This is a genomic window from Streptomyces sp. NPDC005805, assembly GCF_040630445.1.
Classification (GTDB): domain Bacteria; phylum Actinomycetota; class Actinomycetes; order Streptomycetales; family Streptomycetaceae; genus Streptomyces.
Genome location: NZ_JBEXXN010000028.1, coordinates 65,850 through 82,697 on the forward strand (window position 1 = coordinate 65,850; position 16,848 = coordinate 82,697).

Sequence of the window (16,848 nt, forward strand, 5' to 3'; positions counted from 1 at the left end):
CGGCCGCCGTCACTCGCCGCCTTCGGCCATCGCCTGCTGCATCGCCTCGACGTCCATCCACATGACCTCCCAGTTGTGGTGGTCCACGTCCTGGAAGGCGCGGCCGTACATGAAGCCGAAGTCCTGGGTCTCGCCGGAGGGCGAGCCGCCGGCGGCCAGGGCGCCGTCGACCAGGGTGTCGACCGCCTCGCGGCTCTCCGCGCTCAGCGCGAGGATGACCTCGGTGGAAGTGGTCGCGTCCACGATCTCCTTCTTGGTGAAGTCCTTGAAGCGGGCCTCGGTCAGCAGCATCGCGTACACCGTCTCGCCGAAGACGAGACAGGCCGCGTTCTCGTCGGTGAACTGCGGGTTGAAGGAGTAACCGAGCTTCGTCCAGAAGGACTTGCTGGCCTCCAGGTCCTTGACCGGCAGGTTCACGAAGATGCTCTGGGACATGATGGGCTCTCTCTCGTCGTGCGCTCCGCGGTGCGGTGCGTTCGAAGGGGTAGACGGGCGGGCCGCCGACAACTCATCGGCGCCGGGCGAGGAATTTTCGCCGCACCCGGATCTCGCCTCACCGTCACCCTCCGTTGAGGGCCACGCAACTCAGCGCGCCTAGGGTTCCCCGACGCTCGACCCTGCGGCGCCGCCCGGTGCCGCGGGGCGGTCGTCCCATCCTGGAGTGACAAGTGGAACGTCGCAGTCTTCTGCGCGGAGCGGTCGTCGGCACCTCGGCCGCGGCCTTCGGTTTCACCCTGTGGCAGGGGGCCGCCTCGGCGGCCCCGGCGCAGCCCGGCCCGGGCCCGTACGGGGCGCCGGGCCCGGCCGACCCGAACGGCGTACAACTCCCGTCCGGTTTCACCAGCCGGGTCGTGGCCCGGTCCGGCCAGAAGGTCGGATCGACGTCCTACACCTGGCACCCGGCGCCGGACGGCGGCGCCTGCTACGCGGACGGCACCGGCTGGATCTACGTCTCCAACTCGGAGGTCAACCCCTCGGGCGGCGCGGGCGCCGTCCGCTTCAACGCCTCCGGCGCGATCACCGGCGCGTACCGCATCCTGTCCGGCACCCGGCAGAACTGTGCGGGCGGCAAGACCCCCTGGAACACCTGGCTCTCCTGCGAGGAGGTGAGCCGGGGCTTCGTCTACGAGGCCGACCCGTACGGGGTGAACGCGGCGGTGCAGCGCCCCGCGATGGGCCGCTTCAAGCACGAGGCGGCGGCGGCCGACCCGGTGCGCCGGGCGGTGTACCTGACCGAGGACGAGTCCGGCGGCTGCCTCTACCGCTTCCTGCCGGACACCTGGGGCGACCTGTCCTCGGGCCGGCTCCAGGTGCTGCGGGCCGGCTCGGCCACCTCGGGCTCGTACACCTGGGCGGACGTCCCCGACCCGGACGGCTCCCCGACGGTGACCCGCAACCAGGTCTCCGGTGCCAAGCGCTTCAACGGCGGCGAGGGCTGCCACTACGCCAACGACACCGTCTGGTTCACCACCAAGGGCGACAACCGGCTCTGGCAGCTCAACCTGACGGCGAGCACCTATGAACTGGCCTACGACGACTCGCTGGTGACCGGCGGCACGGCCCCGCTGACCGGGGTGGACAACGTGACGGGCGCCGCCTCCGGGGACCTGTACGTGGCCGAGGACGGCGGGAACATGGAGATCTGCCTGATCACCCCGGGCGGGGTGGTCGCGCCCTTCCTCCGGGTGACCGGCCAGTCCTCCTCGGAGATCTGCGGCCCGGCCTTCTCCCCCGACGGCCGCCGGCTGTACTTCTCCAGCCAGCGCGGCACCACGGGCAGCTCCTCGGGCGGGATCACCTACGAGGTGACGGGCCCGTTCCGAGCGTAGCTGCGGGGCTCCGGTGAGGCGCCGCCGCGCAGCAGGGCGGCGCCCAGCGGGGTGAGCGTGTGCAGGACCGCGTTGCCGTGGCGGAGCGTGACGACGAGCCCGGCCTCGCGCAGGACCGCGGCGTGCTGGCTCGCGGAGGCGAGGGACACCCCCGCCCTGCGGGCCAGTTCGCTGGTGGTGCAGCCGTGCCGGATGGCCTGGAGGACGGCGGAGCGGGTGTGGCCGACGAGCCGGCCGAGGGAGGGGCTGACGGCGTCGTCGGCGAAGGCGGACTCGGAGCCGTGCTGCACGGGGTAGACGAGGACCGGCGGCAGGGCCGGGTCGCGCAGCACCACGGGGGCGCCCCGGCAGAAGAACGACGGCTGGAGGAGCAGCCCCCGGCCGCCCAGATGGAGTTCGCGGTCGACGGGGTAGTCCGCCTCCAGCACGGGGGCGCGCCAGCGCAGCACCGGGGGCAGGGAGTCGAGGAGTTCGGCCGCGCCGCCGTCGAGCAGCGCCCGCCCGCGCACGGCCCGGTCCGCCTCGACCCGGGCCCGGACGTGGGGCCAGTACGGTTCGAGGGCGGCGCGGAAGTAGGCGCGCAGGGTGTCCACGAGGCGTCCGACGGCATCGGAGCGACCGTCCGCCAGAGCGAGGAAACGGTTCGGCAGAGTGCGGCGCGGGGAGCGCTGCGCGGCGGCGAGGGCCAGTTCGGTGCGCAGCCGGGCCGCCGGGGTCTCCCGGAGCGCCTCCAGGCCCGTCTCCAGGCCGTCACGGGCCTCGGCGGGCGTGAGAAAGTCCGGGAAATATCCCCTCGGGGGGACGAGCTGCCCCAGCAGTCGTGCTTCACCTTTCAACCGGGCACGGGCCTCGGATCGCCATTCGCCGAAGTGGAGAGCGCCCCTGCGGTCCCGCAATCGATGAAAACTCAGAATCGATTCCCAGAGCGGGTCGGGACCGGCGGCCATCCTTACCCGCGCCAGGTCATCCGCGTGGAAATGAATACGAAGCACCGAACCCCCACCTGTTGCACCCGCAATCGCCCCCCATCGAAGAGTATGCATGCAATCACAGGTTGTTACCACGGTGTTTCGGCCACAGTTGAAACGCCTCGCGGGACCACCACGACAACCGAAAGGCTGTACGACGTCGGGCACGAAACCTACTTCACCGATGTGACGCAGCAAGGACCGTGGGGGGCCTGTGCGTCCGGCGGCGGTGACGGAGGTTGCGGCTCCGTGTCCGGCACGGGTAATGGAGCGCGGTCGGCGGGTGGGGATCCGCCGACCGCGCTCCGCCACTTCTCCCGACCGGTCGGTATTGAATGACCGTCAATTCGATTCCCCCCGGACGTCCGGAATTCAACTGAACGCCCGATCAGCATGCGGGGTCCACCGCATTGCGGACGGGGTCCGAGGCGGGGCCGAGCCGCCGTTGAGGGCCGCGCCCGCCCCGGGGTGCCTCCGGGGGTGCGCCTGCCCCAGGGGCGGGAACGCACACGGGGCGACCGGGCCGGTGCTCAGCGACTGACGCCAGGGGCCGCCCCCGGCGTACAAGGCCCCCGACACCGGGCGAACGCCCCACTGTCGGGGGGCTCGCGCCCCGCGCGACGCCCGGGCCCTGAGCGCGGGGCAGGCCGGCACACTCCCTTGCGCGGCGCGTGGCCGGGACGGGCAGCACGCCGGGCCGGGGGCCAGTCGCGCCCCGCCGCCTCTCAGCGCCAGCCCCCGGGACGGCGGGCCGGATGCCCGTCGCCCAGCGGGCCATGCCCCGCGCCGGGGCGCGCCCAAGGCAACAGGCACCCTGATGCCAACGCCGTCCACGATCCGTGCGGCAGCCCTGCACGCACCCCCGGCGGGCAGGCCACGCGCTACCGGATACGGCCACGCCCCCAACCACCGCTCGCCGGACCGAGACCGGTCGCCCTGCGGGCACGGCCATGCGCACCATGGCCGGGTAATCGACGCCCTGCGGCCGAGCCGCCCACCGAGGCCTCACCCCCGCCCCCACGCGGCGGCGCGACCCGAGCAGCGGGACCTGATGCCATCGCTGCCCGCCGGGCGAGGACCGGGCCCGACGTGGGAGGCCCCCACCCACCGGCCCGGGCAGGGCGGGCCCCCACCGCAGAACCCCCCGCGCACGCGGAAGGTGCGGGCATCCTCGTCGATACCCGCACCTTCCGTGTGTCGTGGCCCCACGACGCCGTCGCCGCGCCCCGGTGAGGGTCGGCGGGCCCGTCGGGACGGGCCCGCCCCGGGGCCGGCGCGGTCACGGGGCCTGCCGGGTCCGGCGCGCCGACCCGCGCCGGACCGGCGGTCCGCCGCCGTACGGGGCGCACGCCCCGTACGGCCCCCGCGTCAGCGCGAGTCGCTGCCCGCGGACTCCGCCGCCGCGCGCCCCGCCTCCAGGCGGGCCACCGGGATGCGGAACGGGGAGCAGGAGACGTAGTCCAGGCCCACCTCGTGGAAGAAGTGCACCGACTCCGGGTCGCCGCCGTGCTCGCCGCAGACACCCAGCTTCAGGTCCGGACGCGCCTGCCGGCCCGCCGTCACCGCGTCCCGCACCAGCGCGCCCACACCGTCCTTGTCGATCGTCTCGAACGGGCTGACGCCGAAGATGCCCTTCTCCAGGTACGCCGTGAAGAAGCTCGCCTCCACGTCGTCCCGGGAGAAGCCCCACACCGTCTGGGTCAGGTCGTTGGTGCCGAAGGAGAAGAACTCGGCCGCCTCCGCGATCTGCGCGGCCGTCAGCGCGGCCCGCGGCAGCTCGATCATCGTGCCCAGCGCCAGCTTCAGTTCGACGCCGGTCCGCTGCTGCACCTCCGCGATGACCTGCTCCGCCTCCTCGCGGACGATCTCCAGCTCCTGGACGGTGCCCACCAGCGGAATCATGATCTCCGCACGCGGGTCGCCCTTCGCCTCGATGCGCTGGGCCGCGGCCTCCGCGATGGCCCGCACCTGCATGGTGAACAGACCGGGGATGACCAGGCCGAGGCGTACACCGCGCAGACCCAGCATCGGGTTCTGCTCGTGCAGCCGGTGCACCGCCTGGAGCAGGCGCAGGTCGTTCTCGTTGTGGTCCTTGCGGGCCTCCGCGAGGGCCACCCGCACCGACAGCTCGGTGATGTCGGGCAGGAACTCGTGCAGCGGCGGGTCGAGCAGACGCACCGTCACCGGCAGCCCGTCCATCGCCTCGAAGAGCTCCACGAAGTCCGTGCGCTGGAGCGGCAGCAGGGTCGCGAGGGCCTCCTCGCGCTCCTCGTCCGTGTCGGCGAGGATCAGCTTCTCGACCATCTCGCGGCGCTCGCCGAGGAACATGTGCTCCGTGCGGCACAGGCCGATGCCCTGCGCGCCGAAGCGGCGGGCGCGCAGCGCGTCCTCGGCGTTGTCCGCGTTGGCGCGTACGCGCAGCCGGCGTACCCGGTCCGCGTAGGCCATGATCCGGTGCACCGCCTGGACCAGCTCGTCGGCGTCGTCGGCGCCCGCGTGCATCCGGCCCTCGAAGTACTCCACGACCGGGGAGGGCACGACCGGCACCTCGCCGAGGTAGACCTTGCCGGAGGAGCCGTCGATGGAGACGACGTCGCCCTCCTCGACCACCGTGTCGCCGACCGTCATCCGCCGCCGCTTGGTGTCGACCTCCAGCTCCTCCGCGCCGCAGACACAGGTCTTGCCCATGCCGCGCGCCACGACGGCCGCGTGCGAGGTCTTGCCGCCGCGCGAGGTCAGGATGCCCTCGGCGGCGATCATGCCGTCCAGGTCGTCCGGGTTGGTCTCCCGGCGGATCAGGATGACCTTCTCGCCGGAACGGGACCACTTGACGGCCGTGTAGGAGTCGAAGACCGCCTTGCCGACCGCCGCGCCCGGGGAGGCGGCGATCCCGCGGCCCAGCCGCTCGGCGTTGGCGTTCTCGTCGAAGCGCGGGAACATCAGCTGCGCGAGCTGCGCGCCGTTGACCCGCTGGAGTGCCTCGGCCTCGTCGATCAGCCCCTGGTCCACGAGCTGCGTGGCGATCCGGAACGCGGCGCCCGCGGTCCGCTTGCCGACGCGGGTCTGGAGCATCCACAACTGGCCGCGCTCGATGGTGAACTCGATGTCGCAGAGATCCTTGTAGTGGTTCTCCAGGGTCTCCATGATCTGCATGAGCTGGTCGTACGACTTCTTGTCGATCGACTCCAGGTCCGCCAGCGGCACCGTGTTGCGGATGCCGGCGACGACGTCCTCGCCCTGCGCGTTCTGGAGGTAGTCGCCGTAGACGCCCTGCTGCCCGGAGGCGGGGTCACGGGTGAAGGCGACGCCGGTGCCGGAGTCCGGGCCGAGGTTGCCGAAGACCATGGAGCAGACGTTGACCGCGGTGCCGAGGTCGCCGGGGATGCGCTCCTGGCGGCGGTAGAGCTTGGCGCGGTCGGTGTTCCAGGAGTCGAAGACCGCGTGGATGGCGAGGTCCATCTGCTCGCGCGGGTCCTGCGGGAAGTCGCGCCCGGCCTCGGACTTGACGATCTTCTTGAAGTGCTTGACCAGCTTCTTCAGGTCGGCCGCGTCGAGGTCGGTGTCGACGGTGACCTTCTTGGCCGCCTTGGCCTCCTCCAGCGCCTCCTCGAAGAGCTCCCCGTCCACGCCGAGCACGGTCTTGCCGAACATCTGGATGAGGCGCCGGTAGGAGTCCCACGCGAAGCGCTCGTCGCCCGCCTGCGCGGCGAGGCCGCCGACCGACTCGTCCGAGAGGCCGATGTTGAGGACCGTGTCCATCATGCCGGGCATCGAGAACTTGGCGCCGGAGCGGACGGAGACGAGCAGCGGGTCGTCGGCCTGGCCGAGCTTCTTGCCCATGGCCCGCTCCAGGGCGTCGAGGTGCGCACTCACCTCGTCGCGGAGCGCCGCGGGCTCGTCGCCGCTCTCCAGGTAGACCTTGCAGGCCTCGGTGGTGATCGTGAACCCGGGCGGGACCGGCAGACCGAGGTTGGTCATCTCGGCGAGGTTCGCGCCCTTGCCGCCGAGCAGGTCCTTCAGGTCCTTGTTGCCCTCGGTGAAGTCGTAGACGAACTTGTGATCTTTGTTTTCCGACACGGGTCTCGACTCCTCGAGGACTCGGTGGCTGCCCTGACGGCGAGGAACATACCCAGATCGAAGGCTCCTGGGTACGTCCACTTGCGCGTCATACGGCCTTAACCACTCGTCCGCCAGCAGATCGAAAGTGATCGCAGGGGGTGGACACGCCGCGATCCGCGTTCAACACCTGAACGGAGGAGCGCCCTCCGTGATCGTTGATCGATCATCGGTCACTGGTCGTGAGCTTTCGATCCAGGAAGCGAAGGCGAACGGGGTGGCACTGAGTGTCACCCTTTGGGAGTCGCAACCAGCCCCCAACCGCTCATCTGAGCGCGACCCTTATCAAGGGTGGCGAGGATCACGCCGTCCGGAGCCGCCGGATTCCATCATCCGGACCCCGCCGCCCGGCCCGCCGACGGGCCCTTGACGACCCGTCGAGGGCCCTCCGGGGGCCTCCCGGCGGCCCTCAGCCGCCCGAAGTGTCCAGTTCCGCGTCCTCGCCGACGCCCGCGCAGTCGTACGGGTCCTTCAGCCAGCCGTCCGGCAGCACCACGCGGTTGTTGCCGGAGGTCCGCCCGCGCGGCCCGTCCGCACCCGCCGGCCACGGCTGGTCGAGGTCCAGCTCGCTCAACTGAGCGCCCAGCTCCGCCAGGGACGAGGTCACCGCCAGCCGCCCCCGCATCTCCGAACCGACCGCGAAGCCCTTGAGGTACCAGGCGACGTGCTTACGGAAGTCGATGACCCCGCGCGCCTCGTCGCCGATCCACTCGCCGAGCAGCGTGGCGTGGCGCAGCATCACGTCCGCGACCTCCCGCAGCGACGGCCGCCGGAAGTCCGTACGCCCCTCGAAGGCCGCCACCAGGTCCGCGAAGAGCCACGGCCGGCCCAGGCAGCCGCGGCCGACGACCACGCCGTCGCAGCCGGTCTCGCGCACCATCCGCAGGGCGTCCCCGGCCGACCAGATGTCGCCGTTGCCGAGCACCGGGATCTCCGGGACGTGCTCCTTCAGCCGGGCGATGGCCTCCCAGTCGGCCGTGCCGCCGTAGTGCTGGGCGGCGGTGCGGCCGTGCAGGGCGATCGCCGTGACGCCCTCGTCGACCGCGATCCGGCCCGCGTCGAGGTAGGTGATGTGGTCGTCGTCGATGCCCTTGCGCATCTTCATGGTGACCGGCAGGTCTCCCGCGTTCCCCACCGCCTCGCGCAGGATCGCCCGCAGCAGGTTCCGCTTGTACGGGAGGGCCGAACCGCCGCCCTTGCGGGTGACCTTGGGGACGGGGCAGCCGAAGTTCAGGTCGATGTGGTCGGCCAGGCCCTCGTCCACGATCATGCGGACGGCCTTGCCGACGGTGACCGGGTCCACCCCGTACAGCTGGATCGAGCGCGGGGTCTCGGTCTCGTCGAAGTGGATGAGCTGCATCGTCTTCTCGTTGCGCTCGACCAGCGCCCGCGTGGTGATCATCTCGCTCACGAACAGCCCCTTGCCGCCGCTGAACTCGCGGCACAGGGTGCGGAAGGGCGCGTTGGTGATACCGGCCATGGGCGCGAGCACGACGGGCGGCTGCACGGCGTGCGGGCCGATGGCGAGGCCGGAGGAGGCGACGGGAGCGAGCGTGGTCATCCGCCCATTGTCCCGCATCGCGGGGGCGGCCCCGGGGTGGTTGGGGAACGTGCGCTCCCTCACACCGGGGGGCGCGCCGCTTCGGGCGACGCGGACCCGCCCCGGGGCGGCGGGCGTACGCGGAGCCTGCGTGACGCGGGACCCGCCGACGCGGTCGGGGCCGGCGCGCGGGGCGGGCGCGCGGGGCGGGCGCGCGCGGGGCCGGCCCGCCCCGGCTGGCCGGGGGCTTCCGGCGACGCGGTCGGGCTGCGGGGCGTCAGCGAGACGGACCCGCCCCGGCTGGCGGGGGCGCTTCGGGCGACGCGGGCCCGCCCGGGGCGGCGGGCGTACGCGAAACCTGCGTAACGCGGAGCCTGCGTGACGCGGTCGGGCCAGCGGAGAGCGGGCGTGAGCGAGGCGGACCCGCCCCGGCTGGCGGGGGCGCTTCGGGTGGCGCGGGCGACGCGGGCTGTCGGGGGCTAACCCGCCACAGGCGCTTCCGGCGACGCGGACCCGCCCCGGGGCGGCGGGCGTACGCGGAGCCCGCGTGACGCGGGACCCGCCGACGCGGTCGGGCTGCGCGGGCGTCAGCGAGGCGGACCCGCCTCGGCCGCTTCGGGTGGCGGGGGGCGTGACGTGGACCCACGTCGGGCGACGGGCGCACGCGGGCCCGCCCCACAGGCGGCGGCGCGACGCAGGCACGCCGCCGTCCGTGGGCGGCCGGGCGGCGCGGGCGCGGTGTGGCCTGGGGCAGCCGCCCGCGCCCACCACATGCCTGCCCCGGACCGGGCGGCGGCGCCCGCATGACGCAGGCCCGGACCGCGGGGAGCGGTCCGGGCCTGCGAGAGGTACTGCGCGGGCGGCGCGGGCGTCAGGAGGACGCGGCCTCCTGGCCCGCGTCGGCCTGCGACGGCGCAGCCGCGCCGTCCGCCGCGTCCGGCGACGCCTCCGCGCCGTTCTGCGCGCGCTCACGCATCCGGCGCAGCAGTTCCTGCTTCTGGTCGGCGGCCGCCTTGCGGTCGGCGGTGCCCTGCGGGCCGCCGCCCTGCTGGTCGGCACGGGACAGCTTCCTGCGCTGCCCGCCGACACCGAGGAGGTTGTTGCGGCTCTTGGCCATGGGGTTCTCCCGTCGGGGTGAGAAGTGACTGCGGAATTCGTCGGGCGGGGCGGCCGGGCCGCCGCGCTCTCACTCGTAGATCTGGAAGAACGAAGACATGGGGCGACCGTAGCGCGGGCGCGGCGCACCGGGCACCCGATTTTCCCGCCGGCACCCCGCCACCGGACCTCCCACCCGCCCACCGTGCACTCGATCGAGGGATGCGCGACTGACAGATATTGAAATCTGTCATCGCACATGCCATGGTTGATGCACGGGCACCGCACGGCACACGGCCGCGCCACGCCGCCGCACCACGCACCCACCCGGGAGACCCGATGACCTCCGCCGCGAACACCACCCCTTCCACCGACCCCGCCGCTCCCGCTTCGACCACCGCCCCGGCCGTCCGCGCCACCCGCACCCTGGGCACGACGGGCCCCCGGGTCTCGGCGCTGGGCCTCGGCTGCATGGGCATGTCCGCCCTGTACGGGGACGCCGACCGCGGCGAGTCCGTGGCGACGATCCACGCGGCGCTCGACGCCGGCGTCACCCTGCTCGACACGGGCGACTTCTACGGCATGGGCCACAACGAACTGCTGATCAACGAGGCCCTGCGCAACGCGCCCGCCGCGGCCCGTGAACAGGCCCTGGTGAGCGTGAAGTTCGGCGCCCTGCGCACGGTGGAGGGCGCCTTCACGGGCTATGACGGCCGCCCGGCCGCCGTGAAGAACTTCGCCGCGTACAGCCTCCAGCGGCTCGGCAGGGACCACATCGACGTCTACCGCATCGCCCGGGTGGATCCGGAGGTGCCGATCGAGGAGACCGTCGGCGCCATCGCGGAGCTGGTCGAGGCGGGCCATGTCCGGCACATCGGCCTCTCGGAGGTGGGCGCGGAGACCATCCGCCGGGCCGCGTCGGTGGCCCCGATAGCCGACCTCCAGATCGAGTACTCCCTGATATCGCGGGGCATCGAGGAGTCCATCCTCCCCACCGTGCGCGAGCTGGGCATCGGCGTCACGGCGTACGGGGTGCTCTCCCGGGGCCTGATCAGCGGGCACTTCGAGCGGGACCGCGAGCTGGCGGCGAACGACTTCCGCGGGATGAGCCCCCGGTTCCAGGGCGACAACCTCGCGCGCAACCTCGACCTGGTCGAGCGGCTGCGGAAGGTGGCCGAGGGCAAGGGCCTCAGCGTCGCCCAGACGGCGATCGCCTGGGTCCTCGCCCGCGGCGAGGACATCGTGCCGCTCGTCGGCGCCCGCACCCGCGCCCGGCTGGCGGAGGCGCTCGGCGCACTGGAGGTGGAGCTGGCGGACGAGGACCTGGCGGCGATCGAGGAGGCTGTTCCGGCGGGCTCGGCGGCCGGCGAGCGGTACCCGGCCGCGCAGATGGCGCATCTGGACAGCGAGCACTGACGGGCCCGGCCCGCCCGGTACTGTCGCACCATGCCGACCGAGACCCTGACCGCCGAGCGCATCCTCGAAGTCACCGAGGAGGTGCTGCGCCGCTACGGCCCCGCCAAGGCGACCGTGGTGGACGTGGCGCGCGCCCTGGGGGTCAGCCACGGCAGTGTCTACCGCCACTTCCGCACCAAGGCCGCGCTGCGGGAGGCGGTGACCCACCGCTGGCTCGGCCGCACCGAGCAGACCCTGGAGGAGCTGACGGCGGCGCCGGGAGAGGCGCCCGAGAAGCTGCGCGACTGGCTGGCCACGCTGTTCGAGGCCAAGCGGCACAAGGCGGGCGACGACCCGGAGCTGTTCGCGACGTACAACGTCCTGATCGACGAGAGCAGCGGCGTGGTCGACCAGCACATCACGGTGCTGGAGGACCAGGTCCGCCGGATCGTCGAGGAGGGCGTGGCGGCGGGCGCCTTCGCGGCACCGGACCCGTCCGCCTCGGCCCGGGCCGTCTTCACCGCGACCGCCCGCTTCCACGACCCGTCCTACGCGCCGACCTGGCGCTCCGCCACGGTGGACACTGAGTTCGACGAGGTCGTCACCCTCCTCCTGCGCGGTCTGCGCCCCTGACCCGGCGCTCACGCACCCCGCCCGCGCCGCCGGCCCCGGACGCGCCGAAGCCCCGGACTCCGGGGAGTCCGGGGCTTCGCGGAAGGCCCTGCGGGTGACGGCGGGCGGGGCGGCCCGCCCGCCGTCACCCCGGGTCAGCAGCCGAGGAGGCGGGAGCCCAGGTAGCCCTGGATCTGGTCCAGGGAGACCCGCTCCTGCTTCATCGAGTCGCGCTCGCGCACGGTCACCGCGTTGTCGTCGAGGGTGTCGAAGTCGACGGTGACGCAGTACGGCGTGCCGATCTCGTCCTGGCGGCGGTAGCGGCGGCCGATCGCGCCCGCGTCGTCGAACTCGATGTTCCAGTTCTGCCGGAGGTCCGCCGCGAGGCCCTTCGCCTTCGGCGAGAGCTGCGCGTTGCGGCTCAGCGGCAGGACCGCGACCTTGACCGGCGCGATGCGCGGGTCGAGGCGCATCACGGCGCGCTTCTCCATGACGCCCTTGGCGTTGGGCGCCTCGTCCTCGTTGTACGCGTCGAGAAGGAAGGCGAGCATCGTCCGGCCCACACCGGCCGCCGGCTCGATGACGTACGGCGTCCAGCGCTCGCCGGCCTCCTGGTCGAAGTACGACAGGTCGGTGCCGGAGGCCTTGGAGTGGGCCGAGAGGTCGTAGTCGGTGCGGTTGGCCACACCCTCCAGCTCGCCCCACTCGCTGCCGCCGAACTGGAAGCGGTACTCGATGTCGGCGGTGCGCTTGGAGTAGTGGGAGAGCTTCTCCTTGGGGTGCTCGAACCAGCGCATGTTCTCCTCACGCAGGCCCAGGCCGGTGTACCAGTTCCAGCGCTGCTCCATCCAGTACTCGTGCCACTGCTCGTCCTCGCCGGGCTTGACGAAGAACTCCATCTCCATCTGCTCGAACTCGCGGGTGCGGAAGATGAAGTTGCCGGGCGTGATCTCGTTCCGGAAGGACTTGCCCATCTGCGCGATGCCGAAGGGCGGCTTCTTGCGCGAGGTCTGGTGGACCTGGCCGAAGTTGGTGAAGATGCCCTGCGCGGTCTCGGGACGCAGGTAGGCGATGGAGCCGGAGTCCTGGGTCGGGCCGAGGTGCGTGGAGAGCAGGCCGGAGAACTGCTTGGGCTCGGTGAAGGTGCCCTTGTTGCCGCAGTTGGGGCAGTTGAGGTCGGCGAGGCCGTTCTCGGGGAGGCGGCCGTGCTTCTCCTCGTACGCCTCCTCCAGGTGGTCGGCGCGGTAGCGCTTGTGACAGGAGGTGCACTCGGTGAGCGGGTCGGTGAAGGTCGCGACGTGCCCCGACGCCTCCCACACCTCGGTGGCCAGGATCACCGACGAGTCGATACCGACGACGTCCTCGCGCGAGGTGACCATGTACCGCCACCACTGGCGCTTGATGTTCTCCTTGAGCTCGACACCCAGCGGTCCGTAGTCCCAGGCGGCGCGCTGACCACCGTAGATCTCACTGCACGGGTAGACGAAGCCACGGCGCTTGCTCAGGTTGACGATGGTGTCGATCTTGTCGGCGGCCACGGTGCTCTCTTCATGACGAGGACGAACGGAGAATGACTCAGGGTACCGGCGGCCATGCCCCCCGGATCAAATCGGATCGGCTGTGCAGCGGCGGCGGATCGGGTGAGAAGCCCCCGACCCAGGTTTATTGACAATCGTTTCCGTTTTTGTTGAAAATGACAGTCATGAACGTACGCCGCCTCATACCCGCCACCGCCACCGCCGGAGCCGTCGCGCTCGGCCTCATGGCCGTCTCCGCCTGCTCCACCTCCGACGCCGCCGAGCGCACGGACGACGGCCGGCTCAAGGTCACGGCGTCGTTCTACCCGATGCAGTTCCTCGCCGAGCGGATAGGCGGCGAGCACGTCTCCGTCACCACCCTCACCAAGCCGGGCGTCGAGCCGCACGACCTGGAGCTGAAGCCCCGGCAGACCGCCGAGCTGAACGACTCCGGCCTGGTCCTCTATCTGAAGGGCATCCAGCCCGCCGTGGACGAGGCGGTCGCCGAGTCCTCCGTCCAGCACAAGGTGGACGCCGCGAGCCTGACGAAGCTGGTCAGCCACGGCGCCGAGGGCGGCCACGACCACGAGCACGGGGCCGAGCCCCACGACCACACCCCCGGTGCCGAGGAGAGCCACGACCACGGCCCGGACGAGCACGCCGACGACCACGGCGCCGACGAGCACAAGGACGAGCACGGCCACGAGGAGTCCGGCGCCCCCGAGGAGCACTCCGAGGAGCCCGGCGCCGACGACCACGGTCACGACCACTCCACCGAGGGCGGCGCCGACCCGCACATCTGGCTGGACCCGGTGAAGTACGCGGAGGTCGCCGAGGGCGTCGGCAAGGCCCTGGAGAAGGCCGACCCGGACCACGCCGCCGACTACGCGAAGAACACCAAGGACCTCGTCGGCAAGCTGAAGGCCCTCGACACCGCTTTCGCGCAGGGCCTGAAGAACACCGACACCCGCACCTTCATCACCACCCACGCCGCCTTCGGCTACCTCGCGGACCGCTACCACCTGGACCAGGAGGGCATCGCCGGCATCGACCCCGAGGCCGAGCCCACCCCCGCCCGCATCCAGGAACTCCAGAAGATCGCGAAGCAGGAGAAGGTCACCACGGTCTTCTTCGAGACCCTCGCCAGCGACCGCACCGCCAAGACCCTCGCGCAGGACACCGGCCTGAAGACCGATGTCCTCGACCCGCTGGAGGGCATCACGGACTCCTCCAAGGGCCGCGACTACATCGAGGTCATGGAGTCCAACCTCGCCGCGCTGAAGAAGGCGCTCGGCGCCAAGTGACCGCGCCACGCACCACCGCACCGCGAAAGGGGCAGCCGATGGACCCGCAGTCCCCCACCGACCCGCAGCCCGCCGGCCGGCCCAGCGACCGGCAGCAGCCCGTCATCTCCGTCCGCGGCGCCCGGGCCGTCCTCGGCTCGCGCCCCGTGCTGCGCGGCGTCGACCTCACCGTCGGACAGGGCGAGGTCGTCGCCCTGCTCGGCGCCAACGGCTCCGGCAAGTCGACCGCCGTCCGCTCGGTGATCGGGCAGGTGCCCCTCACCGACGGCACGATCGAGCTGTTCGGCACCCCGCTGCGCCGCTTCCGCCAGTGGGCCCGCGTCGGCTACGTCCCCCAGCGGACCACGGCCGCCAGCGGGGTCCCCGCGACCGTCCGCGAGGTCGTCTCCTCCGGCCGCCTCTCCCGCGTCCGCTTCGGCTTCACCGGCCGCGCCGACAAGGCCGCCGTCGAGCACGCCATCGACCTCGTCGGCCTCGGGGACCGGGCGAAGGACTCCGTCGCCGCGCTCTCCGGCGGCCAGCACCAGCGGGTGCTGATCGCCCGCGCGCTCGCCTCCGAGCCCGAACTCCTGATCATGGACGAGCCGATGGCCGGCGTGGACCTGGCCAGCCAGGAGATCCTCGCCTCGACCCTGCGCGAGCAGGTCGCCGACGGCACCTCGGTGCTGCTGGTCCTGCACGAGCTGGGCCCGCTGGAGCCCCTGATCGACCGCGCGGTGGTGCTGCGGGACGGCTGCGTGGTCCACGACGGGCCGCCGCCCGAGGCGGTGGGCCAGCACGCCCTGCCCGGCCACGACCACGTACATCCGCACGCGGCCGGTGAGCCGCTCCGCACGGGACTGCTGACCTGACCATGGAAATCCTCGACTCCGCCTTCATGCAGCGGGCGCTGCTCGCCGCCCTGCTGGTCGGTATCACGGCCCCCGCCGTCGGCATCCACCTGGTGCAGCGCCGGCAGGCCCTGATGGGCGACGGCATCGGCCATGTCGCGATGACCGGTGTCGGCCTCGGCTTCCTGCTGTCGACCAGCCCGGTGTGGATGGCCACCCTGGTGTCGATCGTCGGCGCGGTGCTGATGGAGCTGATCCGCGCCTGGGGCCGCACCCGGGGCGACATCGCCCTGGCGATGCTGTTCTACGGCGGTATGGCCGGCGGTGTGCTGCTGGTGAACCTCTCGGAGACCGGCTCGACCGGCAACCTCAGCTCGTACCTCTTCGGCTCCCTGTCCACGGTGTCCCAGGAGGACCTGACCGCGATCGCGCTGCTCGCCGGCTTCGTGGTGCTGGTCTCCCTCGGCCTGCGCCGGCAGCTCTTCGCGATCAGCCAGGACGAGGAGTTCGCCCGGGTCACCGGCCTGCCGGTGCGCGCGCTGAACCTGCTGGTGGCCGTCACGGCGGCGGTCACCGTCAGCGTCGCGATGCGGGTCGTCGGCCTGCTGCTGGTGAGCGCCCTGATGGTGGTCCCGGTGGCGGCGGCCCAGCAGCTCACGCGCTCGTTCCGGGCGACCTTCACGGTGTCCGTGGCGATCGGTGTGGCGGTCGCGCTGACCGGGACCGCGACCTCCTACTACCAGGACGTGCCGCCGGGAGCGACCATTGTTCTGCTGGCCATCGGCGTCTTCGTGCTGATGACGGCGGCCGCCGTCCCGCTGTCCCGGCTGCGGGCCCGGCGGGCGGAGGCCACGGCCGCGGCCGAGGCGGCGGACTGCGCGATCGGGCTGCCCCCGACGCGCCGGTCCGGCGACGATGTGAAGATCTGACGCCCCCGCCGGCGCGGCGTCGCCCCAGGCAGCGGACCGGCAGTCGACCGGCAGTCGACCGCGCAGGGGCAGGCCCGGGCCCGCGCACGGGACGCGACCGTGCGCGAGCCTGGCAGAATGGCCCGACGTATGTGCGGGCGAGGCAAGGAGGCTCCTGTGACCACGGCGCCAACCGGCGGGAACACCGCCCCGGTGCGAGGCCGGTCCACCCGGCAGCGCGCAGCGGTGGCGGCGGCGCTCGACGAGGTGGACGAGTTCCGCAGTGCGCAGGAGCTGCACGACATGCTCAAGCACCGCGGCGACTCCGTGGGCCTGACCACCGTGTACCGCACGCTCCAGTCCCTCGCCGACGCGGGCGAGGTCGACGTCCTGCGCACCAGCGACGGCGAGTCCGTCTACCGGCGCTGCTCCACCGACGACCACCACCACCATCTGGTGTGCCGCCTCTGCGGCAAGGCGGTCGAGGTCGAGGGCCCGGCGGTCGAGCAGTGGGCGGAGTCGGTCGCGGCCCAGCACGGCTATGTGAACGTGGCCCACACGGTCGAGATCTTCGGCACCTGCGCGGAGTGCGCGGCCAAGTCCGACTGACGGCACCGCCACCACCGCCGGACGGCGAGGGGCCCGGGGGGTGGGGGCGGAAAACACCCGGCCCCCCCCCCGCCCCCCCCCGCGCCCCCCCCCGGGCGGGGCCCCCGGGGGCAAACCCCCCCCCC

13 protein-coding genes are annotated in these 16,848 nt (G+C 72.6%); 7 read left to right on the top strand and 6 right to left on the bottom strand.

Annotation, left to right across the window (positions count from 1 at the left end; all coding sequences use genetic code 11):
• Positions 1–9 precede the first annotated feature (9 nt).
• Positions 10–435 carry a VOC family protein gene (locus ABZ457_RS17650; RefSeq protein WP_359158471.1) on the bottom strand — a complete coding sequence of 142 codons (426 nt, stop codon included), beginning with the start codon at positions 433–435 and terminating at the stop codon, positions 10–12.
• A gap of 233 nt (positions 436–668) precedes the next feature.
• Here ABZ457_RS17650 and ABZ457_RS17655 point away from each other — a divergent pair, with 233 nt between their 5' ends.
• Positions 669–1,829, top strand: a complete 1,161-nt coding sequence (locus tag ABZ457_RS17655; protein WP_359158472.1) for an alkaline phosphatase PhoX — start codon at positions 669–671, stop codon at positions 1,827–1,829.
• On the opposite strand, the gene ABZ457_RS17660 is transcribed toward ABZ457_RS17655, so the two are convergent.
• From ABZ457_RS17660 to ABZ457_RS17675, 4 genes are all read right to left on the bottom strand, one after another.
• The gene (locus ABZ457_RS17660) at positions 1,799–2,821 is read right to left on the bottom strand and encodes a winged helix-turn-helix domain-containing protein (RefSeq protein WP_359158473.1); all 1,023 of its coding nucleotides are present in this window, start codon (positions 2,819–2,821) and stop codon (positions 1,799–1,801) included. The genes ABZ457_RS17655 and ABZ457_RS17660 overlap by 31 nt on opposite strands.
• A gap of 1,344 nt (positions 2,822–4,165) precedes the next feature.
• Complete coding sequence (gene ppdK, locus ABZ457_RS17665; protein WP_359158474.1) at positions 4,166–6,874, bottom strand: pyruvate, phosphate dikinase; 2,709 nt, start codon at positions 6,872–6,874, stop codon at positions 4,166–4,168.
• Between the two features lie 448 nt (positions 6,875–7,322).
• Positions 7,323–8,474 carry a tRNA dihydrouridine synthase DusB gene (gene dusB, locus ABZ457_RS17670; RefSeq protein ID WP_359158475.1) on the bottom strand — a complete coding sequence of 384 codons (1,152 nt, stop codon included), beginning with the start codon at positions 8,472–8,474 and terminating at the stop codon, positions 7,323–7,325.
• A gap of 850 nt (positions 8,475–9,324) precedes the next feature.
• Positions 9,325–9,570 (bottom strand): DUF6243 family protein, encoded by a 246-nt coding sequence (locus ABZ457_RS17675; RefSeq protein ID WP_359158476.1) that lies wholly within the window; start codon positions 9,568–9,570, stop codon positions 9,325–9,327.
• 317 nt (positions 9,571–9,887) lie between these two features.
• Between ABZ457_RS17675 and ABZ457_RS17680 the strand changes: the two genes are divergently transcribed.
• Together ABZ457_RS17680 and ABZ457_RS17685 are read left to right on the top strand one after the other, a co-directional pair.
• Complete coding sequence (locus ABZ457_RS17680; protein WP_359158477.1) at positions 9,888–10,964, top strand: aldo/keto reductase; 1,077 nt, start codon at positions 9,888–9,890, stop codon at positions 10,962–10,964.
• Between the two features lie 30 nt (positions 10,965–10,994).
• Positions 10,995–11,576 (top strand): TetR family transcriptional regulator, encoded by a 582-nt coding sequence (locus ABZ457_RS17685; RefSeq protein WP_359158478.1) that lies wholly within the window; start codon positions 10,995–10,997, stop codon positions 11,574–11,576.
• A gap of 134 nt (positions 11,577–11,710) precedes the next feature.
• Here ABZ457_RS17685 and ABZ457_RS17690 read toward each other — a convergent pair whose 3' ends face one another.
• Positions 11,711–13,093 (bottom strand): glycine--tRNA ligase, encoded by a 1,383-nt coding sequence (locus tag ABZ457_RS17690; RefSeq protein ID WP_359158479.1) that lies wholly within the window; start codon positions 13,091–13,093, stop codon positions 11,711–11,713.
• Between the two features lie 164 nt (positions 13,094–13,257).
• Between ABZ457_RS17690 and ABZ457_RS17695 the strand changes: the two genes are divergently transcribed.
• From ABZ457_RS17695 to ABZ457_RS17710, 4 genes are all read left to right on the top strand, one after another.
• Positions 13,258–14,376, top strand: coding sequence for a zinc ABC transporter substrate-binding protein (locus tag ABZ457_RS17695; RefSeq protein ID WP_359158480.1), 1,119 nt, complete (start codon positions 13,258–13,260; stop codon positions 14,374–14,376).
• Positions 14,377–14,414: 38 nt separating this feature from the next.
• Positions 14,415–15,227, top strand: a complete 813-nt coding sequence (locus ABZ457_RS17700) for a metal ABC transporter ATP-binding protein (protein WP_359158481.1) — start codon at positions 14,415–14,417, stop codon at positions 15,225–15,227.
• 2 nt (positions 15,228–15,229) lie between these two features.
• A complete protein-coding gene (locus tag ABZ457_RS17705; RefSeq protein WP_359158482.1) occupies positions 15,230–16,135 on the top strand; it encodes a metal ABC transporter permease in 906 nt (301 codons plus the stop codon).
• Positions 16,136–16,291: 156 nt separating this feature from the next.
• Positions 16,292–16,723 carry a transcriptional repressor gene (locus ABZ457_RS17710; RefSeq protein WP_018846720.1) on the top strand — a complete coding sequence of 144 codons (432 nt, stop codon included), beginning with the start codon at positions 16,292–16,294 and terminating at the stop codon, positions 16,721–16,723.
• Positions 16,724–16,848: the final 125 nt, after the last annotated feature.

Excerpts from the sequence above, each read along its gene's own strand:
- dusB (WP_359158475.1), bottom strand. The coding sequence starts at position 8,474 with ATGACCACGCTCGCTCCCGTCGCCTCCTCCGGCCTCGCCATCGGCCCG.
- ABZ457_RS17705 (WP_359158482.1), top strand. The coding sequence starts at position 15,230 with ATGGAAATCCTCGACTCCGCCTTCATGCAGCGGGCGCTGCTCGCCGCC.
- ABZ457_RS17650 (WP_359158471.1), bottom strand. The coding sequence starts at position 435 with ATGTCCCAGAGCATCTTCGTGAACCTGCCGGTCAAGGACCTGGAGGCC.
- ABZ457_RS17695 (WP_359158480.1), top strand. The coding sequence starts at position 13,258 with ATGAACGTACGCCGCCTCATACCCGCCACCGCCACCGCCGGAGCCGTC.
- ABZ457_RS17685 (WP_359158478.1), top strand. The coding sequence starts at position 10,995 with ATGCCGACCGAGACCCTGACCGCCGAGCGCATCCTCGAAGTCACCGAG.
- ABZ457_RS17700 (WP_359158481.1), top strand. The coding sequence starts at position 14,415 with ATGGACCCGCAGTCCCCCACCGACCCGCAGCCCGCCGGCCGGCCCAGC.
- ABZ457_RS17680 (WP_359158477.1), top strand. The coding sequence starts at position 9,888 with ATGACCTCCGCCGCGAACACCACCCCTTCCACCGACCCCGCCGCTCCC.
- ABZ457_RS17675 (WP_359158476.1), bottom strand. The coding sequence starts at position 9,570 with ATGGCCAAGAGCCGCAACAACCTCCTCGGTGTCGGCGGGCAGCGCAGG.